General features: G+C 54.3%; 19 protein-coding genes. 18 read left to right on the top strand and 1 reads right to left on the bottom strand.

Features of this window, described 5'->3' with window-relative positions:
* Positions 1-71: 71 nt before the first annotated feature.
* Positions 72-653, top strand: a complete 582-nt coding sequence (gene dcd / locus HVZ37_RS13820; protein WP_043000174.1) for a dCTP deaminase — start codon at positions 72-74, stop codon at positions 651-653.
* Between the two features lie 21 nt (positions 654-674).
* Positions 675-2,528 (top strand): outer membrane assembly protein AsmA, encoded by a 1,854-nt coding sequence (gene asmA, locus HVZ37_RS13815; RefSeq protein ID WP_181627617.1) that lies wholly within the window; start codon positions 675-677, stop codon positions 2,526-2,528.
* 110 nt (positions 2,529-2,638) lie between these two features.
* Here the strand turns inward: asmA and HVZ37_RS13810 are convergent, their stop codons facing one another.
* On the bottom strand, positions 2,639-4,222 hold the full coding sequence (locus HVZ37_RS13810; RefSeq protein WP_043000176.1) for a TerC family protein: 1,584 nt from the start codon (positions 4,220-4,222) through the stop codon (positions 2,639-2,641).
* A gap of 676 nt (positions 4,223-4,898) precedes the next feature.
* On the opposite strand from HVZ37_RS13810, the gene HVZ37_RS13805 reads away from it, so the two are divergent.
* The 16 genes from HVZ37_RS13805 (at position 4,899) to wcaJ (ending at position 22,160) form a co-directional block, all read left to right on the top strand.
* Positions 4,899-6,035 (top strand): polysaccharide export protein, encoded by a 1,137-nt coding sequence (locus HVZ37_RS13805; RefSeq protein ID WP_043000178.1) that lies wholly within the window; start codon positions 4,899-4,901, stop codon positions 6,033-6,035.
* Between the two features lie 5 nt (positions 6,036-6,040).
* Positions 6,041-6,487, top strand: coding sequence for a low molecular weight protein-tyrosine-phosphatase Wzb (gene wzb / locus HVZ37_RS13800; protein ID WP_043000179.1), 447 nt, complete (start codon positions 6,041-6,043; stop codon positions 6,485-6,487).
* Positions 6,487-8,649, top strand: a complete 2,163-nt coding sequence (gene wzc / locus HVZ37_RS13795) for a tyrosine-protein kinase Wzc (RefSeq protein WP_043000180.1) — start codon at positions 6,487-6,489, stop codon at positions 8,647-8,649. The genes wzb and wzc overlap by 1 nt, the downstream gene beginning before the upstream one ends.
* A 57-nt stretch (positions 8,650-8,706) precedes the next feature.
* Positions 8,707-9,549: a colanic acid biosynthesis glycosyltransferase WcaA gene (gene wcaA / locus HVZ37_RS13790; protein ID WP_044258698.1), complete on the top strand. Its 843-nt coding sequence runs from the start codon at positions 8,707-8,709 to the stop codon at positions 9,547-9,549.
* Positions 9,550-9,551: 2 nt separating this feature from the next.
* Positions 9,552-10,040: a colanic acid biosynthesis acetyltransferase WcaB gene (gene wcaB / locus HVZ37_RS13785; protein WP_043000182.1), complete on the top strand. Its 489-nt coding sequence runs from the start codon at positions 9,552-9,554 to the stop codon at positions 10,038-10,040.
* The gene (gene wcaC / locus HVZ37_RS13780) at positions 10,037-11,254 is read left to right on the top strand and encodes a colanic acid biosynthesis glycosyltransferase WcaC (protein WP_181627616.1); all 1,218 of its coding nucleotides are present in this window, start codon (positions 10,037-10,039) and stop codon (positions 11,252-11,254) included. The genes wcaB and wcaC overlap by 4 nt, the downstream gene beginning before the upstream one ends.
* Positions 11,229-12,449: a colanic acid polymerase WcaD gene (wcaD, locus tag HVZ37_RS13775; protein ID WP_181627615.1), complete on the top strand. Its 1,221-nt coding sequence runs from the start codon at positions 11,229-11,231 to the stop codon at positions 12,447-12,449. The genes wcaC and wcaD overlap by 26 nt, the downstream gene beginning before the upstream one ends.
* 13 nt (positions 12,450-12,462) lie before the next feature.
* Entirely contained in the window at positions 12,463-13,209 is a 747-nt protein-coding gene (wcaE, locus tag HVZ37_RS13770; RefSeq protein ID WP_043000185.1) for a colanic acid biosynthesis glycosyltransferase WcaE, read from the top strand.
* Between the two features lie 16 nt (positions 13,210-13,225).
* On the top strand, positions 13,226-13,771 hold the full coding sequence (gene wcaF / locus HVZ37_RS13765; RefSeq protein ID WP_044266086.1) for a colanic acid biosynthesis acetyltransferase WcaF: 546 nt from the start codon (positions 13,226-13,228) through the stop codon (positions 13,769-13,771).
* A 144-nt stretch (positions 13,772-13,915) separates the two neighbouring features.
* Positions 13,916-15,037: a GDP-mannose 4,6-dehydratase gene (gene gmd / locus HVZ37_RS13760; protein WP_181627614.1), complete on the top strand. Its 1,122-nt coding sequence runs from the start codon at positions 13,916-13,918 to the stop codon at positions 15,035-15,037.
* Between the two features lie 2 nt (positions 15,038-15,039).
* Positions 15,040-16,005: a GDP-L-fucose synthase gene (locus HVZ37_RS13755; RefSeq protein ID WP_181627613.1), complete on the top strand. Its 966-nt coding sequence runs from the start codon at positions 15,040-15,042 to the stop codon at positions 16,003-16,005.
* Positions 16,006-16,007: 2 nt separating this feature from the next.
* A complete protein-coding gene (locus HVZ37_RS13750; RefSeq protein ID WP_130097243.1) occupies positions 16,008-16,487 on the top strand; it encodes a GDP-mannose mannosyl hydrolase in 480 nt (159 codons plus the stop codon).
* On the top strand, positions 16,484-17,707 hold the full coding sequence (wcaI, locus tag HVZ37_RS13745) for a colanic acid biosynthesis fucosyltransferase WcaI (RefSeq protein WP_181627612.1): 1,224 nt from the start codon (positions 16,484-16,486) through the stop codon (positions 17,705-17,707). Before HVZ37_RS13750 ends, wcaI begins: the two co-directional genes overlap by 4 nt.
* A 3-nt stretch (positions 17,708-17,710) precedes the next feature.
* Positions 17,711-19,147, top strand: coding sequence for a mannose-1-phosphate guanyltransferase (gene cpsB / locus HVZ37_RS13740; RefSeq protein WP_043000191.1), 1,437 nt, complete (start codon positions 17,711-17,713; stop codon positions 19,145-19,147).
* 193 nt (positions 19,148-19,340) lie between these two features.
* Complete coding sequence (gene cpsG / locus HVZ37_RS13735; protein ID WP_043000192.1) at positions 19,341-20,711, top strand: colanic acid biosynthesis phosphomannomutase CpsG; 1,371 nt, start codon at positions 19,341-19,343, stop codon at positions 20,709-20,711.
* A gap of 54 nt (positions 20,712-20,765) precedes the next feature.
* Positions 20,766-22,160: an undecaprenyl-phosphate glucose phosphotransferase gene (wcaJ, locus tag HVZ37_RS13730; RefSeq protein ID WP_043000193.1), complete on the top strand. Its 1,395-nt coding sequence runs from the start codon at positions 20,766-20,768 to the stop codon at positions 22,158-22,160.
* Positions 22,161-22,166: the final 6 nt, after the last annotated feature.

Genomic DNA, 22,166 nt, shown 5'->3' with positions numbered 1-22,166 from the left:
TTCAGTGATAACCTGGTTTGCCCTTAATGCACAATGCGTTAAGCGCCCGATGCACGAAAGGAGAAAGTGCCATGCGTCTGTGTGACCGAGATATTGAAGCCTGGCTTGATGAAGGCCGTTTGTCGATCAACCCGCGTCCGCCCGTTGAGCGCATTAATGGCGCAACCGTGGATGTGCGCCTGGGCAATAAATTTCGTACATTTAGTGGACATACCGCTGCCTTTATCGATTTAAGTGGACCGAAGGCAGAAGTGAGCGCTGCGCTGGATCGCGTTATGAGCGATGAGATCGTCCTGGCGGAAGGGGATGCATTTTACCTGCATCCTGGCGAACTGGCGCTGGCAGTGACCTATGAGTCGGTGACCCTGCCAGCGGACCTGGTGGGGTGGCTGGACGGTCGCTCTTCACTGGCGCGCCTGGGTCTGATGGTTCATGTGACCGCGCACCGTATCGATCCGGGCTGGTCTGGCTGTATCGTGCTGGAATTCTATAATTCCGGTAAATTGCCGCTGGCTCTGCGCCCAGGGATGCTGATCGGCGCGTTGAGCTTCGAGCCGCTATCGGGACCTGCGCTTAGACCTTACAACCGTCGTGAAGATGCGAAGTATCGCGATCAGCAGGGCGCTGTCGCCAGCCGGATTGATAAAGACTGAGTCTACTCCATTGAGGATAGCATGAGACGATTTCTGACGACGCTGATGATTTTGCTGGTCGTGTTGGTGGCCGGCTTCTCCGCGTTAGTATTGTTAGTCAATCCGAATGATTTCCGCGCCTATATGGTGCAACAGGTGGCTGCGCGAAGCGGTTATCAACTGCAACTGGACGGCCCACTGCGCTGGCACGTCTGGCCGCAACTCAGCATCCTCTCCGGGCGTATGGTGTTAACGGCAGAAGGGGCCGCTGAACCCCTGGTTCGTGCGGATAATATGCGTCTGGATGTCGCACTGTGGCCGCTGCTGAGCCATCAGCTCAGTGTCAAACAGGTGATGCTCAAAGGCGCAGTGATTCAGCTAACGCCGCAAACGGAAGCGGTACGCCGTGAAAACGCCCCGGTGGCCCCGAAAGACAACACCTTGCCAGATGTTGCTGAAGATCGCGGTTGGTCGTTTGATGTCGCCAGCCTGCGTGTAGCGGACAGCGTACTGGTCTTTCAGCATGAAGATGATGAACAGGTAACCGTTCGCGATATTCGTTTGCAAATGGAGCAGGATGCACAGCATCGCGGCACCTTCGAATTTTCAGGCCGGGTGAATCGCGACCAGCGCGACCTTACCCTTGCTTTCAACGGTACCGTTGACGCTTCCGACTATCCGCATAACTTCACCGCGGGTATTCAACAGTTAAGCTGGCAGTTACAGGGCGCCGATCTGCCGAAACAGGGCATCCAGGGGCAGGGACAACTGCAGGCGCAGTGGCAGGAAGAGAAGAAAACGCTCACCTTCAGCCAACTCAATGTGACGGCGAACGACAGCGCCCTGACCGGAAACGTGCAGGTGACGCTGAAGGAACAACCGGCATGGCTCGTCAACCTGCAATTTGCCCGCCTGAATCTGGATAACCTGTTAGCGCCGCCCGAAAATGCCAGCAGCGCCAACGGCGCGGTGGCGCAGGGGGGAAGTCAGCCGCCGCTGGCGCGTCCGGTGATTTCAAGTCGTGTGGATGAACCCGCCTATCAGGGGCTGAAAGGCTTTAGTGCCGATATCGCGCTGAAAGCGGATAACGTGACCTGGCGTGGGATGAATTTTACCGACGTCAGTAGCCGTATGACGAATCAGTCCGATGTGCTGACGATCGCCGAACTGCAAGGCAAACTCGATGGCGGGATGATATCGTTGCCGGGGACGCTGGATACGCGTGCGCAAACGCCACAAGTGGTATTCCAGCCGCGTCTGGACAACGTCGAAATCGGTACGATCCTCAAGGCATTCAACTATCCGATTGCCCTGACCGGCAAGATGTCGCTGGCGGGAGATTTTTCCGGTGTGGATATCGATGCCCAGTCATTCCGTCACAGCTGGCAGGGGAAAGCCCATGTTGACATGCGCGACACGCGGATGGAGGGCATGAACTTCCAGCAGTTGATTCAGCAGGCCGTGGAACGCAGCGGCGGCGATGTACAGTCGATGCAAAGCGTTGATAACGCGACGCGTCTGGCCCGCTTTGTCACGGACCTGACTCTGGATCACGGTAAACTGACGCTGGATAACATGGCAGGCGAGTCCGCAATGTTGTCCCTGACGGGGCAGGGGACGCTCGACCTGGTCGGGCAAACCTGTGACACGCAGTTTAACGTGCGGGTGCTGGATGGCTGGAAGGGCGAAAGCAAGCTGATCGATTTCCTGAAGGCGACTCCGGTTCCGCTGCGGGTTTACGGTAACTGGCAGGCGCTGAATTACAATCTGCAGGTGGATCAGTTACTGCGTAAGCATATGCAGGATGAAGCGAAGCGTCGTCTGAACGACTGGGCGGAGCGAAATAAAGATTCCCGCAACGGCAAAGATGTGAAGAAGCTGCTGGATAAACTCTGATTCGGTAGGGCGTATGTGCCGGATGGCGACGCTTCGCGTCTTAATTCGGCCTGGAAACGGATAATGGCCATATGCCGGGCGGCACATTCGTCACCCGGCATTGTTTCATATTAAACCTCGTAATCCATCTCATCCTCATTGCGTAAAGGCATAATTTGAACCTTCTGTACGCGATGGCTTTCCACCTGCAACGTTTTGAGCAGGAAATCGCCCACCTGGACTTCTTCTCCCGGCTTCGGCACGCGCTGCAATTCTTCCATCAGCAGACCCGCAATGGTGTGATATTCCCGTTTTTCATCAAGCGGCAGCGGGACATATTGCACCAGATCTTCCAGCGGCATGTGGCCGTTGACGGTCCATGAGCCGTCCGGGTTTTTCTGGATGTCATGGCGGGCATCTATCTCTTCTGCCTCGTTCGGTAGATTACCGGCAATGGTTTCCGTGACGTCACTGAGCGTCACGATCCCTTCCACTGAGCCGAATTCATCGACGACAAAAGCAAAGTGCGTTCGCGCATTGCGGAACTGTTCCAGCGCCGGAAGCAGAGGTAGCGTTTCCGGGAACACCAGCGGCTGACGAATCAATACCCGCAGGTTCAACGGTTCACCGCGCAGCGACTGTTGTAGCAGGTCAATCACGTGCACCACGCCCAGCAGATCTTCCTCATCGTGACCACCGGTCACCACCAGGCGCGTATGCTGGTTTTTTTCCAGCAGCGAGCGAATCTCTTCTTCCGGCGCGGTGAGGTCGATATGCTCGATGTCATGGCGCGAGGTCATAATACTGCTGACCGTGCGCTGATTGAGGTTGAGTACGCGCTCAATCATTCGACGCTCTTGCGGGTTGAAAATCTGGCTGTCGTCATGGTCAACCAGCAGCGAGGCGGTTTCCGCATCCAGTTCGGCTTCTTCTTTCTGGCCGCTCAACAGACGCATTACCGCCTCGGTCGTCCGTTGGCGCAGGGTGTGATTGGCCGACAGGAAACGACGACGGTTAAAGATAGCCAACTGGTTCAACGCTTCGATCATCACCGAGAAGCCAATGGCGGCGTACAGATACCCTTTCGGGATCCGGAAGCCGAAGCCTTCCGCCACCAGACTGAAGCCGATCATCAGCAGGAAGCTGAGACAGAGGATGACAATGGTCGGGTGGCTGTTCACAAAGCGGGTGAGCGACTTACTCGCCAGTAGCATCAGGCTGATGGCAATAATCACCGCCGCCATCATCACCGCCAGGTGATCCACCATACCGACGGCGGTGATCACGGAGTCGAGCGAGAAGATGGCATCCAGCACCACAATTTGCGCCACCACGCCCCAGAATTTCGCCCCTTTGCGCTGAGTGGGGTTGTTGCTGTCTTTCCCTTCGAGCCGTTCGTTCAGCTCCATTGTGGCTTTAAACAGCAGGAAGAAGCCCCCAAACAACATGATCAAATCGCGGGCGCTAAAGCTCAGACCGTGCACGCTAAACAGCGGTTTGGTCAGCGTGACCAGCCACGAGATTGATGCCAGCAGCAGCAGACGCATCAGCATTGCCAGGATAAGCCCGGTCACGCGCGCACGGTCGCGCTGCGCAGGCGGCAGTTTCTCTGCGAGGATGGCAATAAAGACTAAGTTATCAATGCCGAGGACTAATTCGATCACGACCAGCGTGACCAGTCCGGCCCAGATTGACGGATCGGCGATCCATTCCATAGTAAATGTAATACCTTTCGTTATATGACAATTGTCACAATTCGATCATGGATAAAGCGGACGGAAAATGCAATGGCGAGAGGGGATTTCTCATGTATTCACCTTGCTGATTGCGCTGAAAATAACCATAAAGTTTCTGTCGGGAATAATTAAATATGGCAAAAAGCTATTTAGGAAATATCGCAGGGTGAATAGAGGAAATAGATTCTGTCAACATCAAGTAATTCCTAAAATCTGGCCAATATATCGCTTAATATTAATCTTAAAAACAGAGAATAGCAGGCGTGTTACCTTGCCTGCAATTACGTTAGCTGTAACAATTCTTCCAGCGTTAATGATGGACGAGTAAATATATTACGTGGGGTTCCGGTTCATTAATGGCTGACATTCAGAATGCCTTAACATTTTCTCTGTTACGACAAACAGTGAAATAACAAGGCTTATAAAAACATAACCTAATCAGTGTATTGGTAGCTAAAAAGCCAGGGGCGGTAGCGTGCCTGAACGCCTGATGACGAGTCTGCATTATTCTGTCAATAGCTTACGGATGAATTCAATTTTTTTAGGACTGATGCCAGTTAAATTTCTTTTCAATTAACTGCAATGTAAATGTGTACGGCGAAGTCGCTATTTAAATTGCACAGGATAATTACTCTGCCAAAGTGATAAATAATCAATGATGAAATCCAAAATGAAATTGATGCCATTATTGGTGTCGGTAACCTTGATAAGCGGTTGCACAGTACTTCCGGGCAGCAATATGTCTACGATGGGCAAAGACGTGATTAAACAGCAAGACGCTGACTTTGATCTCGACCGGATGGTGAACGTGTATCCACTCACGCCACGACTGGTAGAACAATTACGCCCGCGCCCGAATGTCGCCCAGCCGAATATGTCGCTGGACCAGGAGCTCGCCAGCTATGAGTACCGTGTCGGGGCAGGGGATGTGCTGAGTGTGACCGTCTGGGATCACCCGGAACTCACTACGCCTGCGGGCCAATACCGTAGCTCCAGCGATACCGGTAACTGGGTTCAGCCCGATGGCACCATGTTTTACCCGTACATCGGCAAGGTCAGCGTGGTCGGAAAAACCCTGGCAGAAATCCGTAGTGATATTACCGGGCGCTTAGCGAAGTACATTGCTGACCCGCAGGTGGACGTTAATATCGCCGCTTTCCGTTCGCAAAAAGCCTACATCTCCGGGCAGGTGAATAAATCCGGGCAGCAGGCGATCACCAACGTGCCGTTGACCGTGCTGGACGCCATTAACGCCGCCGGCGGCCTGACGGAAGTGGCTGACTGGCGCAATGTGGTGCTGACGCACAAAGGCAAAGAACAACGCATTTCACTGCAGGCGCTGATGCAAAACGGCGATCTCAGCCAGAACCGTCTGCTTTATCCCGGCGATATTCTCTATGTGCCGCGCAATGACGACCTGAAAGTGTTCGTGATGGGTGAAGTGAAAAAACAGAGCACCCTCAAAATGGACTTCAGCGGCATGACGCTGACCGAAGCGCTGGGTAACGCCGAAGGCATCGATCTGACCACCTCCAACGCCAGCGGCATCTTCGTGATCCGTCCGCTGAAAGGCAAAGGCCCTGGCGGCAAGATTGCCAACATCTATCAGCTCGATATGTCTGATGCGACCTCTCTGGTCATGGCGACGGAATTCCGTCTGCAGCCGTATGACGTGGTGTATGTCACCACCGCACCGGTCGCGCGCTGGAACCGTCTGATCAATCAGTTGCTGCCGACCATCAGCGGTGTCCGTTACATGACGGATACGGCCAGCGACCTTCATAACTGGTAATCGTCATGTTTAACAAAATATTAGTGGTTTGCGTGGGGAACATTTGCCGTTCCCCGACGGCAGAGCGTTTGCTTAAACAATATCACCCGCAGATAACGGTGGAATCCGCCGGTCTGGGCGCGCTGGTGGGAAAAGGCGCTGACGCTTCAGCGGTGAGCGTGGCGGCAAGTCATGATCTTTCTCTGGAAGGACACTGCGCGCGTCAGGTCACCGGGCGGCTGTGCCGGGACTATGACCTGATCCTGGCGATGGAAAAAAGACATATCGCCTCTCTGCACGAACTGGCGCCCGAGATGCGTGGCAAGGTCATGCTTTTCGGGCACTGGGACGATGAACGCGAAATTCCCGACCCGTATCGTAAAAGCCGTGAGGCGTTTGAAGCGGTGTACGCCTTACTTGAACGGTCTGCTCGCCAGTGGGCGCAGGCATTGAACGCAGAGCAGGTAAAATAATGACAGAAAAAGTAAAACAGTCTGCCGCACCGGTAACGGGCAATGATGAGATCGATATCGGTCGCCTGGTGGGTACCGTTATTGAAGCGCGTTGGTGGGTGCTGGGCATTACGGCGGTCTTTGCGCTATGCGCGGTGATTTACACACTCTTCGCCACGCCGATCTACAGTGCGGATGCGCTGGTACAGATTGAACAAAACACCGGCAACTCGCTGGTGCAGGATATCGGCTCTGCGTTATCCAACAAGCCGCCGGCTTCGGAAGCGGAAATTCAGCTCATCCAGTCGCGTCTGGTATTAGGCAAAACGGTGGACGATCTGGATCTGGATATTTCGGTCACCAAAAACACCTTCCCGCTGTTTGGCGCGGGCTGGGAACGGCTGATGGGGCGACAGAATGAATCGGCAAAAGTCACCACCTTTACCCTGCCGAAAGGGATGAACGAGCAGACCTTCACCCTGACGGTGCTGAGTGACAAAGACTACCAACTGACCAGCGACGGCGGCTTCAGCGCGCGCGGACAGGTCGGGCAGACGCTGAGCAAAGACGGCGTCACGATAGTAGTCAGTGAAATTCATGCTCGACCGGACACGGAATTTACTGTCACCAAATTCTCCACGCTGGGGATGATCAATAACCTGCAAAACAACCTGACGGTAGTCGAAAACGGCAAAGATACCGGCGTGCTCAGCCTGAGCTTTACTGGCGAAGACCGCGATCAGATCCGCGACATTCTCAACAGCATTACCCGAAATTATCTGGAACAGAACGTTGAGCGCAAATCTGCCGAGGCGGCGAAAAGCCTGGCCTTCCTGGCGAAACAGCTGCCGGAAGTGCGCCAGCATCTGGACGTGGCAGAGAATAAACTCAATGCGTTTCGTCAGGATAAAGACTCCGTCGATTTGCCGCTGGAAGCGAAAGCCGTGCTGGACTCAATGGTTAACATTGATGCGCAGCTTAACGAACTGACCTTTAAAGAAGCGGAAATCTCGAAACTCTTCACCAAAGCGCACCCGGCGTACCGCACGCTGCTGGAAAAACGTCAGGCGCTGGAAGATGAAAAAGCCAAACTGAACGGGCGCGTGACGGCGATGCCGAAAACGCAGCAGGAGATTGTGCGCCTGACGCGTGACGTTGAGTCGGGTCAGCAGGTCTATATGCAATTGCTGAACAAACAGCAGGAGCTGAAGATCACCGAGGCCAGCACCGTGGGTGACGTGCGGATCGTTGACCCGGCCATTGCCCAGCCTGGCGTGCTGAAGCCGAAGAAAGCGCTGATCATTCTCGGCAGCATCATTCTGGGCCTGATGCTCTCTATCGTTGGTGTGCTGCTGCGTTCACTGCTCAACCGCGGTATCGAAAGCCCGCAGGTGCTGGAAGAGAATGGCATCAGCGTATACGCCAGCATTCCGCTGTCGGAATGGCAGAAAGCGCGGGATAGCGTCAAGACCATTAAGGGTGTTAAGCGTTACAAGCAGAGCCAACTGCTGGCAGTGGGTAACCCGACCGATCTGGCGATTGAAGCTGTGCGCAGCCTGCGCACCAGCCTCCACTTCGCCATGATGCAGGCACAAAACAATGTCCTGATGCTCACCGGGGTTAGCCCGTCTATCGGAAAGACCTTTGTCTGCGCCAACCTTGCGGCGGTGATCAGCCAGACCAACAAGCGTGTACTGCTGATCGACTGCGATATGCGTAAAGGCTATACCCACGAACTGCTCGGCACCAATAACGTCAACGGTCTGTCCGAGATTCTGGTCGGCAAAGGGGATATCGCCTCCTGCGCGAAACCGACGTCCATTCCTAATTTTGACCTTGTACCGCGCGGTCAGGTACCGCCAAACCCGTCTGAGCTGCTGATGAGCGAACGCTTTGCTGAACTGCTGCGTTGGGCGAGTAGCCACTATGACCTGGTGCTGATCGATACGCCGCCAATCCTGGCCGTCACCGACGCCGCGATTGTCGGACGTCACGCAGGCACGACGTTGATGGTCGCTCGCTATGCCGTCAATACCCTGAAAGAGGTGGAAACCAGCCTGAGCCGTTTTGAGCAAAACGGCATTCAGGTGAAAGGGGTGATCCTCAACTCCATCTTCCGGCGCGCCACCGGGTATCAGGATTACGGGTACTACGAGTACGAATACAAGTCCGACACAAAATAAAAAATCGTGAGTGGCCTACACGTTGGGCCCTCCGGCATCACTTCCTGGGAAAAGAGCATGAATACAGAAAATCCGCTGATCTCCATTTATATGCCAACCTGGAACCGGCAGCAGCTCGCCATTCGGGCAATTAAATCGGTGCTGCGTCAGGACTATCCCCACTGGGAGATGATCATTGTTGATGATTGCTCTTCCTCTTATGAACAGCTACAGCAGTTTGTTGAGGGATTAAACGACCCGCGCGTACGTTACACCCATAATGAGATCAACTCTGGCGCCTGCGCGGTGCGTAATCAGGCCATCGTCCAGGCGCAAGGGCATTACATCACCGGTATTGATGATGATGATGAGTGGACGCCAAACCGTTTGAGCGTGTTCCTTGCCCATAAACATCAACTGGTGACTCACGCTTTTTTGTACGCCAACGATTATGTCTGCGAAGGCGAAGTTTACTCGCAGCCGGCGAGCCTGCCGCTGTATCCGAAATCCCCTTACTCGCGCCACCTGTTCTATAAACGCAACATCATTGGCAATCAGGTCTTTACCTGGGCGTGGCGGTTTAAAGAGTGCCTGTTCGATACCGAACTGAAAGCCGCGCAGGATTACGACATCTTTCTGCGGATGGTGGTGGAGTATGGCGAACCGTGGAAGGTGGAGGAGGCGACGCAGATCCTGCACGTTAATCATGGCGAAATGCAGATCACCTCGTCGCCGAAGAAATTCTCTGGCTACTTCCATTTTTACCGCAAGCATAAAGATAAATTTGACCGCGCCAGTAAGAAATATCAGCTGTTTACGCTCTACCAGATCCGCAATAAGCGCATGACCTGGCGCACGTTGCTGACGCTGTTTTCACTGCGCAACGGCAAGCGTCTGGCTGACGGGCTGCGAGGACGTTAAGCATGCTGGAAGATATCCGTGCGAACAGCTGGAGCCTGCGCCCGTGCTGCATGGTGCTGGCCTACCGGGTTGCTCATTTCTGCTCCGTCTGGCGCAAAAAAAACGTGCTGAACAATCTGTGGGCCGCGCCGGTGCTGGTGCTGTATCGGCTGATAACCGAATGCCTGTTCGGCTATGAAATCCAGGCGGCGGCCACCATCGGACGACGCTTCACCATTCATCATGGTTACGCCGTGGTGATTAACAAAAACGTGGTGGCCGGTGACGATTTCACGGTTCGTCATGGCGTCACTATCGGCAATCGTGGTGCTGACAGCCTGGCCTGTCCGGTGATAGGCAACGGCGTCGAACTGGGTGCCAACGTGATCGTGCTGGGTGACATCCGCATCGGAAATAACGTGACGATTGGCGCAGGCAGCGTGGTGCTCGACAGCATCCCGGACAATGCGCTGGTGGTGGGCGAGAAGGCCCGGGTGAAGGTAATTAAATGAATATTGTGCAATTTAATGTGCGACTGGCGGAAGGTGGTGCGGCTGGAGTGGCATTAGATCTGCATCAGCGCGCACTGCAAAAAGGGCTGACTTCGCAATTTATTTACGGCTACGGCAAGGGCGGGAAAAAGAGCGTCAGCCATAGCCACTATCCTCATGTCATCAAACAGACGCCGCGTCTGACATCAGTGGCTAATATCGCCCTGTTTCGCCTGTTCAATCGCGATCTGTTTGGCAATCTGAACAATCTCTACCGTACCGTGACCCGCACGGCAGGCCCACTGGTGCTGCATTTTCACGTTCTGCACAGCTACTGGTTGAATCTGGCTGACGTGGTAGCGTTCTGCGAAAAGGTGAAAAACCACAAGCCGGACGTCACGCTGGTCTGGACACTGCACGATCACTGGAGTGTGACCGGGCGCTGCGCCTTTACCGACGGCTGCGAGGGGTGGAAAACCGGCTGCCAGAAATGCCCGACGCTGAGTAATTATCCGCCGGTGAACGTTGACCGCGCGCATAACCTGGTCGATGGAAAACGCCAACTGTTCCGCCAGATGCTGGCGCTGGGTTGCCAGTTTATCTCTCCAAGCCAACACGTTGCCGATGCGTTTAACAGCCTGTACGGCGCGGGGCGCTGCCGCATTATCAATAATGGGATCGATGTGGCGACCGAAGCGATTCTGGCAGAATTGTCTCCGGTCAATGAGACCCCGGGGAAACCGAAAATTGCGATTGTGGCTCATGACCTGCGCTATGACGGAAAAACCAATCAGCGTCTGGTGCGCGACATGATAGCGCTGGGCGATAAGGTTGAACTGCATACCTTTGGCAAATTCTCGCCGTTTGACGGGGCAAACGTGGTGAATCACGGCTTCGAAACCGACAAACGCAAACTGATGAGCGCGCTCAACCAGATGGACGCGCTGGTGTTCAGCTCCCGCGTGGACAACTATCCGCTGATTTTATGTGAAGCGTTGTCAATCGGCGTGCCGGTGATCGCCACCCACAGCGACGCGGCGCAGGAAGTGCTGCGCAAGGCGGGCGGAAAAACGTTTGCCGCTGAAGAGGTGCTGTCACTGGTGCAGATGAACAAAACTGACATCGCGCAGACGGTTTTTGGTACCTCGCTCAGCGCCTTCCGCGAGCGCAGTCGTGCGGCGTACAGTGGTCAACAGATGCTGGAGGAATATGTCTCGTTCTATCAGAATCTGTAGCTATCTGCTGCTGCCGCTGATCTACCTGCTGGTCAACGTCAAAATTGCCCAACTGGGCGAAAGTTTCCCCATCACTATTGTCACTTTTTTACCCGTTTTATTGCTGCTGTACGTTGAACGAATCAGCATTAAGAAGCTGATGATTGCATTAGGGATTGGTGCAGGGCTGACGGCGTTTAACTATCTGTTCGGTCAGTCACTGGACGCCAGCAAATACGTCACCTCGACGATGCTGTTTGTCTATATCGTGATCATTATCGGTATGGTCTGGAGCATTCGCTTCAAAACCATCTCGCCGCATAACTACCGTAAGATCCTGCGCTTTTTCTATCTGGTAGTGGCGTTGGTGGTGGTGCTGGCGGCGGCGGAAATGGCGCAAATTATCCTGACCGGCGGCAGTACCCTGATGGAAAGCATTTCGAAGTACCTTATTTACAGCAATAGCTATGTGTTGAATTTTATTAAATTTGGCGGCAAGCGAACCACCGCGCTCTATTTCGAACCGGCATTTTTTGCTCTGGCCTTAATCTCAATTTGGCTCAGCATCAAACAGTTTGGTATCAAAACGCCTAAAACCGATGCTATGATTCTGGCAGGGATAATATTATCAGGATCGTTTTCAGGGGTAATGACATTTATCCTGTTTTACCTGCTAGAATGGGCGTTCCAGTATCTGAATAAGGATGCGATAAAGAAAAAACTGCCGCTGGCGATAATCTCATTAGCCGTATTTTTAGTAGGGGTGATATTTGCATTTCCTTATATCTCCACACGTCTTGGAGATTTAGGAACGGAAGGGTCGTCTTCTTATTATCGTATTGTCGGTCCGTTAGTGATGGTCGGTTATTCTTTAACCCATATTGATGGCGTCGTCAGATTTGGCTCACTTTACGAATATGTCGCATCATTCGGAATCTTTAACGGTGCAGATGTCGGGAAAACAATAGACAATGGTTTGTATCTGCTGATTATTTATTTTTCCTGGTTCGCGGTGTTAATGACGCTGTGGTACATGTGGAAAATCTTAAAAATGACGTTAAATGCATTTGGCGATAATCGGAATTTTCGGGTGCAACTTTATCTTTTTACACCGGTGTCACTGTTTTTTACCGGTTCGATATTTAGCCCGGAATATGCATTTTTAATCGTTTGTCCGTTTATTTTGCGCAAGGCGCTGAATATGACAAAAGTATGATGAGGTTAATTCTATGCTGCTCAGTATTATCACCGTCGCGTTTCGCAATCTGGACGGCATCGTCAAAACCCATGCGTCGCTGGCGCATCTGGCGAAGGCGACCGACATCCGCTTTGAGTGGATCGTGGTGGACGGCGGTTCAAATGACGGTACGCAAGAATTTCTGGAAAACCTCTGCGGTAACTACCACTTACGTTTTGTCAGCGAACCGGATAACGGCATCTATGATGCGATGAACAAGGGCATTGAAATGGCGCGTGGCAAGTTCGCGCTGTTCCTTAACTCCGGCGATATCTTTCATCCGGATGTCGCCCACGTTGTACGTCAGTTACAGACACAAAAAGATGACGTGATGATTACCGGTGATGCGCTGCTCGATTTTGGCGATGGTCATAAAACGAAGCGTAGCGCGAAACCCGGTTGGTATATCTATCACAGCCTGCCGGCCAGCCATCAGGCAATCTTTTTCCCGCTGGCGGGACTAAAAGTCTGGCACTACGACCTGCAATATAAAGTGTCATCGGATTATGCGCTGGCCGCCAGATTGTATAAAGAAGGTTATGACTTTAAAAAACTGGACGGTCTGGTCTCTGAATTTTCAATGGGCGGTGTGTCAACGACGAATAATCTGGAATTATGCGAAGATGCCAAAAAAGTGCAGCGTCAGATATTACGCGTGCCGGGTTTTTGGGCTGAATTATCGAAGCTATTACGCTTACGTACGACAGGTAAAACGAAAGCCTTATATAACAAAGCCTGAAATATAAGGATTAATGATGCAGGATTTACGTGGTTTCTCCGTACCGAAAGGATTTCGCGGCGGAAATGTAATTAAAGTGCAATTGTGGTGGGCCGTACAGGCAACATTATTTTCCTGGTCACCGCAGGTGTTATATCGCTGGCGCGCTTTTTTGCTCCGTCTGTTTGGCGCGAAAATAGGAAAAAACGTAGTCATTCGACCGTCGGTGAAAATTACCTATCCGTGGAAATTAACCATTGGTGATTATGCCTGGGTAGGGGATGACGTCAATTTATATACGCTCGGCGATATTACGATTGGTGCCCATGCGGTGGTTTCGCAGAAAAGCTATTTGTGTACCGGCAGTCACGATCATACCAGCGCGCATTTTGATATTAACGCCACCCCGATTGTGATTGGCAATAAATGCTGGCTGGCAACGGATGTGTTTGTGGCGCCAGGCGTAACGATAGGCGATGGCACTGTCGTTGGTGCGCGCAGCAGTGTTTTTAAATCGCTACCGGCAAATATGATTTGCCGTGGCAATCCCGCAGTTGTGATACGCGAACGCGTTGAAAAGTAATCAGTTTCCCCGTCATGTTTCGGGCTGTAGCAGTGTTGGCTTTCCTTGATTATCCGGTCACTTACTTCTGTAAGCTCCTGGATAAGCGGCGTCACCGCCTTGCTATAACCCGAACGATTTAGGGGATAATTAAGAGGTAATAAAATGTCTAAAGTCGCTCTCATTACCGGCGTTACCGGGCAGGATGGTTCTTACCTGGCAGAACTTCTGCTGGAAAAAGGTTATGAGGTTCACGGTATTAAGCGTCGTGCGTCTTCATTTAACACCGAGCGCGTGGATCACATCTATCAGGATCCCCATGCGAGCAACCCGAAATTCCATCTGCACTACGGTGACCTGACGGACTCCTCCAACCTGACGCGTATTCTGCAGGAAGTGCAGCCGGATGAAGTCTACAACCTGGGTGCGATGAGCCACGTTGCGGTTTCCTTCGAATCGCCGGAATACACCGCCGATGTGGATGCGATGGGAACGCTGCGTCTGCTGGAAGCCATCCGCTTCCTCGGTCTGGAAAAGAAAACCCGTTTCTATCAGGCATCGACCTCTGAGCTGTACGGTCTGGTGCAGGAAATCCCGCAAAAAGAGTCCACGCCATTCTACCCGCGCTCGCCGTATGCGGTCGCCAAACTTTACGCCTACTGGATCACCGTCAACTACCGTGAATCCTATGGTATCTACGCCTGTAACGGCATCCTGTTTAACCATGAATCGCCGCGTCGTGGCGAAACCTTCGTCACCCGTAAAATCACCCGCGCGATTGCTAACATCGCTCAGGGGCTGGAGTCCTGCCTGTATCTCGGCAACATGGATTCCCTGCGTGACTGGGGCCATGCGAAAGACTACGTCAAAATGCAGTGGATGATGCTGCAACAGGAACAGCCGGAAGACTTCGTGATCGCGACCGGCGTGCAGTACTCCGTGCGTCAGTTCGTCGAAATGGCGGCGGCCCAGCTGGGGATCAAACTGCGCTTTGAAGGCGAAGGCGTGGAAGAGAAAGGGATTGTGGTTTCTGTCACCGGTCATGACGCGCCAGGCGTGAAACCCGGTGATGTGATTGTGGCCGTTGATCCGCGCTACTTCCGTCCGGCAGAAGTGGAAACCCTGCTGGGTGACCCGAGCAAAGCGCATGAGAAGCTGGGCTGGAAACCGGAAATTACGTTGCAGGAAATGGTCTCCGAGATGGTCGCTAAAGATCTGGAAGCGGCGAAGAAACACTCCCTGCTGAAATCTCATGGCTACGAGGTTGCCATCGCGCTGGAGTCCTGAGAATGAGCAAACAACGTATTTTTATTGCTGGTCATCGCGGAATGGTGGGTTCCGCGATTGCCCGCCAGCTTGCGCAGCGTGGTGATGTGGAGCTGGTGCTGCGCACCCGCGATGAGCTGAACCTGCTGGACAGCAAGGCAGTGCTGGATGTCTTTGCCACTGAGCGTATCGATCAGGTTTATCTGGCGGCGGCGAAGGTGGGCGGTATTGTTGCCAATAACACGTATCCGGCCGATTTCATCTTTGAAAATATGATGATGGAAAGCAACATCATTCACGCCGCGCATCTGCATAACGTGAATAAGCTGCTGTTCCTCGGTTCGTCCTGTATCTATCCCAAACTGGCAAAACAGCCGATGGCGGAGAGTGAACTGTTGCAGGGCACGCTGGAACCAACCAACGAGCCGTATGCCATTGCCAAGATTGCCGGTATCAAACTGTGCGAGTCATACAACCGCCAGTACGGGCGCGACTATCGTTCCGTGATGCCGACCAACCTGTATGGTCCACATGACAACTTCCATCCGAGCAATTCGCACGTGATCCCGGCGTTGCTGCGTCGTTTCCACGAAGCGACCATGCAGAATGCGGCGGACGTGGTGGTGTGGGGCAGCGGGACGCCGATGCGTGAGTTTCTGCACGTCGATGATATGGCCGCCGCCAGCATCCATGTGATGGAACTGGACAGCGAAGTCTGGCAGGAGAACACCCAGCCGATGCTGTCGCACATTAACGTCGGTACGGGCGTGGATTGCACCATTCGCGAACTGGCGCAGACCATCGCTCAGGTTGTGGGCTACAAGGGCCGCGTGGTGTTTGACGCGACGAAGCCGGACGGTACGCCACGAAAACTGCTGGATGTGACCCGTTTGCATCAGCTGGGCTGGTATCACGAGATCTCACTGGAAGCGGGCCTTGCCAGCACATATCAGTGGTTCCTTGAGAATCAGCATCGGTTCCGGGGGTAAACATGTTTTTACGTCAGGAAGATTTTGCCACCGTCGTGCGTTCCACGCCGCTTGTCTCCCTCGATTTGATCGTGGAAAACGCGCAGGGGGAATTTCTGCTGGGTAAACGACTGAACCGACCGGCGCAGGGCTTCTGGTTCGTGCCCGGTGGCCGGGTGCAAAAAGATGAGCCGCTGAGTGCGGCCTTCGAACGCCTGACCGAAGCCGAACTGGGGCTACGTTTGCCGCTGTCTGCCGGGGAGTTTTATGGCGTCTGGCAGCATTTCTATGACGATAACTTTTCCGGTGAAGACTTCTCAACGCATTACATCGTGCTCGGTTTCCGTCTGCGGGTGCAGGCGCATGATTTGCCTCTGCCTGACGCGCAGCACGGCGCTTACTGCTGGATGACGCCCGCGGCGTTGCTGGCTAGCGACAACGTCCATGACAACAGTCGGGCGTATTTTTTGCCGGAATGTCAGGCTAAGGCGCTGGGATTATGAGGATCCTTGTGTATGGCATCAACTATTCACCGGAGTTAACCGGCATCGGTAAATACACCGGTGAAATGGTGGAGTGGATGGCGCGCGAAGGCCATGATGTGCGGGTTATCACCGCGCCGCCATATTACCCGCAGTGGAAAGTGGGCGAGCGCTATTCAGCCTGGCGCTATCGCCGGGAAGAGGGGGATGCCACTGTCTGGCGCTGCCCACTGTATGTGCCAAAGCAGCCGTCAACACTGAAACGATTACTGCATCTGGGCAGCTTCGCCCTCAGCAGCTTTTTCCCGCTGATGGCGCAGCGTCGCTGGAAGCCGGATCGCATTATTGGCGTGGTGCCCACGCTGTTTTGTACGCCGGGAATGCGGCTGCTGGCGAAACTCTCAGGCGCCCGCACGCTGCTGCACATTCAGGATTATGAAGTCGATGCGATGCTGGGGCTCGGTCTGGCAGGCAACGGTAAAACCGGCAAAGTGGCACAGCTGGCGACCGCTTTCGAGCGTAGCGGTCTGCATAACGTCGACAATGTCTCCACCATCTCCCGCTCAATGATGCATAAAGCCCAGGCGAAAGGGGTGGCGGCAGAGAAAGTGATCTTCTTCCCTAACTGGTCAGAAGTCGCCCGTTTTCAGAATGTTAACGATGACGAGGTTATCAGCCTCCGCCAACAGCTTGGTTTGCCGGATGACAAAAAAATCATTCTTTACTCCGGCAATATCGGCGAGAAGCAAGGGCTGGAAAACGTGATTGCGGCGGCGGAACAACTGCGTGAGCAGCCGCTGGTTTTCGCTATCGTCGGGCAGGGCGGCGGCAAAGCGCGTCTGGAGAAAATGGCCCGCGAGCGCGGTCTGCACAACGTTCTGTTTTTCCCGTTGCAGCCTTACGAGGCGCTGCCTGCGCTATTGAAGATGGGCGATTGCCACCTGGTGGTGCAAAAACGCGGGGCGGCGGATGCCGTTCTGCCCTCCAAACTGACCAATATTCTGGCGGTGGGCGGCAATGCGGTGATTACCGCAGAACCGGAGACGGAACTCGGTCAGCTTTGCGACCGCTATGCAGGCATTGCGGTGTGCGTTGAGCCGGAATCGGTCGATGCGCTGGTGGCAGGGATAACGATGGCGCTCACCATGCCAAAAAACAACACGGTGGCACGTGAATATGCCGAACGCACGCTCGATAAAGAGAATGTGCTACGTCAATTTATGAATGATATTCGGGATTAAATTATGAGTCAGACAACACTCTATCCGGTTGTGATGGCCGGTGGCTCCGGTAGCCGCTTATGGCCGCTTTCCCGTGTACTTTATCCTAAGCAGTTCCTGTGCCTGAAAGGCGATCTCACCATGCTGCAAACGACCATTTGTCGTCTTAACGGCGTGGAGTGCGAAAGTCCGGTGGTGATCTGCAATGAGCAGCACCGTTTTATCGTCGCGGAGCAATTGCGTCAGCTTAATAAACTGACGGAGAACATTATTCTTGAACCGGCGGGGCGTAATACCGCGCCGGCCATTGCATTAGCGGCGCTGGCGGCAAAACGTCACAGTCCGGACTGCGACCCGCTGATGCTGGTGTTGGCGGCAGATCACGTGATTGCCAACGAAGAGGCCTTTCGCGACGCGGTGCGCAACGCAATGCCGTACGCCGAAGCCGGAAAGCTGGTCACGTTTGGTATCGTTCCGGATCTGCCGGAAACGGGCTACGGCTATATCCGTCGTGGCGATGTCACCCCCGGCGTTAACGATGCCGTGGCGTTTGACGTTGCGCAGTTTGTGGAAAAACCGAGTCTGGAAACAGCGCAGGCCTATGTCGCCAGCGGTGATTATTACTGGAACAGCGGGATGTTTCTGTTCCGCGCCGGACGCTATCTGGAAGAGCTGAAAAAATACCGTCCCGATATCCTGGAAGCCTGCGAAAACGCGATGAGCGTGGTCGATCCGGATCTCGATTTCATTCGCGTGGATGAAGCATCGTTCCTGGCGTGTCCGGAAGAATCTGTCGATTACGCAGTAATGGAACGCACGGCGGATGCGGTGGTGATGCCGATGGATGCGGGCTGGAGCGATGTCGGCTCCTGGTCCTCGCTGTGGGAAATCAGCGCCCATACCGCCGAGGGAAACGTCCATCACGGCGACGTCATCAGCCATAAAACGGAAAACAGCTACGTCTATGCCGAATCGGGACTGGTGACCACCGTCGGCGTGAAAGACCTGGTGGTGGTGCAGACCAAAGACGCGGTGCTGATTGCCGACCGTAACGCGGTGCAGGACGTCAAAAAAGTGGTTGAACAAATCAAAGCCGATGGCCGCCACGAGCACCATATTCACCGCGAAGTGTACCGTCCGTGGGGGAAATATGATTCCATCGACGCCGGTGACCGCTATCAGGTCAAACGCATCACCGTGAAACCAGGGGAAGGGCTGTCGGTACAGATGCACCACCACCGCGCCGAACACTGGGTGGTGGTGGCGGGTACCGCTAAAGTAACCATTGACGGTGAGATCAAACTGCTCGGTGAAAACGAGTCTGTCTACATTCCGCTGGGAGCCACCCACTGTCTGGAAAACCCAGGGAAAATTCCACTCGATCTGATTGAAGTGCGCTCGGGTTCTTACCTCGAAGAGGATGATGTGGTGCGGTTTGAGGATCGCTACGGCCGGGTGTGACGCCCTAACCATCATCTTTCGCGCCGCAGATGCGTTGGCTTCCTTTACGCACCCCGGTCACTTCGTTGACTAAGCTCCCGGGGATACGCGCAGTCGCCGCCTTCCTGCAACGCGAAATCTAATGGTTATGTACTTTACAAAAAATATCTCCAGTCCGGAGAGGGACAACTGTTGCCTGAATAAGGGTAAAAACATGACAAAATTAACCTGTTTCAAAGCCTACGATATTCGCGGCAGGCTGGGCGAAGAGCTGAATGAAGAGATTGCGTGGCGGATTGGTCGCGCTTACGGCGAATTTCTGAAGCCGAAAACCATTGTGCTGGGCGGCGACGTGCGTCTGACCAGTGAGGCGCTGAAGCTGGCGCTGGCAAAAGGGTTGCAGGATGCCGGCGTTGACGTGCTGGATATCGGCCTGTCGGGCACCGAAGAGATCTACTTCGCGACTTTCCACCTTGGCGTGGACGGCGGGATTGAAGTCACCGCCAGCCACAACCCGATGGACTACAACGGCATGAAGCTGGTGCGCGAAGGCGCGCGTCCCATCAGTGGCGATACCGGTCTGCGTGACGTGCAGCGTCTGGCCGAGGCCAACGACTTCCCGCCGGTGAACCCCGCGCAGCGCGGAAGCTATAAGCAAATCTCCCTGCGTGATGCCTATATCGACCATCTGTTCGGCTACATCAATGTTAAAAACCTCACCCCGCTGAAGCTGGTGATCAACTCCGGTAACGGCGCGGCAGGCCCGGTGGTGGACGCCATCGACGCGCGCTTTCAGGCGCTGGGCGTGCCGGTAGAATTGATCAAAGTGCATAACACCCCGGACGGCAACTTCCCGAACGGCATTCCTAATCCGCTGTTGCCGGAGTGTCGCGCCGATACCCGCAATGCGGTGATTGAACATGGCGCGGATATGGGGATTGCCTTTGACGGTGATTTCGACCGCTGCTTCCTGTTCGACGAGAAAGGCCAGTTCATCGAGGGTTACTACATTGTCGGCCTGCTGGCGGAAGCGTTCCTCGAAAAACAACCGGGCGCCAAAATCATTCACGACCCGCGTCTGTCCTGGAACACGGTGGATGTGGTGAAAGCGGCGGGCGGCACGCCGGTGATGTCGAAAACCGGTCACGCTTTCATTAAAGAGCGGATGCGCCACGAAGACGCCATCTACGGCGGCGAGATGAGCGCCCACCACTATTTCCGTGATTTTGCTTACTGCGACAGCGGAATGATCCCATGGTTGCTGGTGGCGGAATTGGTGTGTCTGAAGGGACAGTCGCTGGGTGAACTGGTACGAGACCGGATGGCGGCATTCCCGGCGAGCGGCGAAATCAACAGCAAGCTGGAGGAACCGGCGGCAGCGATTTCTCGGGTGGAACAACACTTTGCCAGCGAGGCGCTGGCGGTGGACAGAACCGACGGCATCAGCATGTCGTTCGTCGACTGGCGTTTCAACCTGCGCTCCTCCAACACCGAACCGGTGGTACGCCTGAACGTGGAGTCACGCGGCGATATTCCGCTGATGGAAGCGCGAACGCGCACTCTGCTGGCGTTACTGAATCAGTAAGGTCAGATCTTCCCTTACCCGCTGGCGGGTAAGGGGCTAATAACAGGAACAACGATGACAAATCTAAAAAAGCGCGAACGGGCCAAAACCAATGCATCGTTAATCTCTATGGTGCAACGCTTTTCAGATATCACCATCATGTTTGGCGGGCTGTGGGTCGTCTGCGAAGTCAGTGGACTGCCTTTCCTGTATATGCACCTGTTGGTGGCGCTGATCACGTTGGTTGTTTTCCAGATGCTGGGTGGCATAACCGATTTCTATCGTTCATGGCGCGGCGTCAAAATTTCCACTGAACTGACTCTCCTGCTGCAAAACTGGACGCTGAGCCTCGTCTTTAGCGCCGGTCTGGTGGCATTCAATCAGGATTTCGATAACCGCCTCGCGGTCTGGCTGGCGTGGTATCTGCTGACCAGCGTCGGACTGGTCTTCTGCCGATCGTTTATTCGCATCGGTGCAGGATGGCTACGCAACCGTGGCTACAACACGCGTCGGGTGGCCGTCGCGGGCGATCTGCCTGCCGGACGGGCGCTGCTCGATAGCTTCCGCAACGAACCGTGGTTAGGTTTTGAGGTAGTTGGCGTTTATCACGATCCGAAACCGGGCGGCGTTACCTCTGACTGGGCAGGTAACCTCGAACAACTGGTTGAAGACGCGAAAGCGTCACGCATCCATAACGTCTACATTGCGATGGCGATGTGCGACGGCGCGCGGGTGAAAAAACTGGTGCGCGAACTGGCGGATACTACCTGTTCGGTGATCCTCATTCCGGACGTGTTTACCTTTAACATTCTGCATTCCCGCATCGAAGAAGTGAGTGGCGTGCCGGTGGTGCCGCTGTATGACACGCCGCTGTCGGGTATCAACCGTCTGCTTAAGCGTGCGGAAGATATTGTGCTGGCGTCGCTGATCCTGCTGCTGATCTCCCCGGTGTTGTGCTGCATTGCGCTGGCGGTGAAGCTGAGTTCGCCGGGGCCGATCATCTTCCGTCAGACCCGTTATGGCATGGACGGTAAACCGATCAACGTGTGGAAATTCCGCTCAATGAAGGTGATGGAAAACGACAAGGTCGTCACACAGGCGACGCAGAACGATCCGCGCGTCACCCGAGTGGGGAATTTCCTGCGTCGTACCTCGCTGGATGAACTACCGCAGTTTATTAATGTGCTGACCGGTGGCATGTCTATCGTCGGGCCGCGTCCGCATGCGGTGGCGCATAACGAACAGTATCGTCAACTGATTGAAGGCTACATGCTGCGCCACAAGGTGAAGCCGGGGATCACCGGTTGGGCGCAAATCAACGGCTGGCGCGGTGAAACTGACACGCTGGAGAAAATGGAAAAACGCGTGGAGTACGATCTGGAGTACATCCGCGAGTGGAGCGTGTGGTTCGACATCAAGATCGTTTTTCTGACGGTGTTTAAGGGCTTTGTTAACAAAGCGGCGTACTGAGGAACG

The sequence above is a fragment of the Citrobacter sp. RHB35-C17 genome (assembly GCF_013816795.1).
Classification (GTDB): domain Bacteria; phylum Pseudomonadota; class Gammaproteobacteria; order Enterobacterales; family Enterobacteriaceae; genus Citrobacter_A; species Citrobacter_A amalonaticus.
This window is presented reverse-complemented; position numbering and strand designations above follow the sequence as displayed.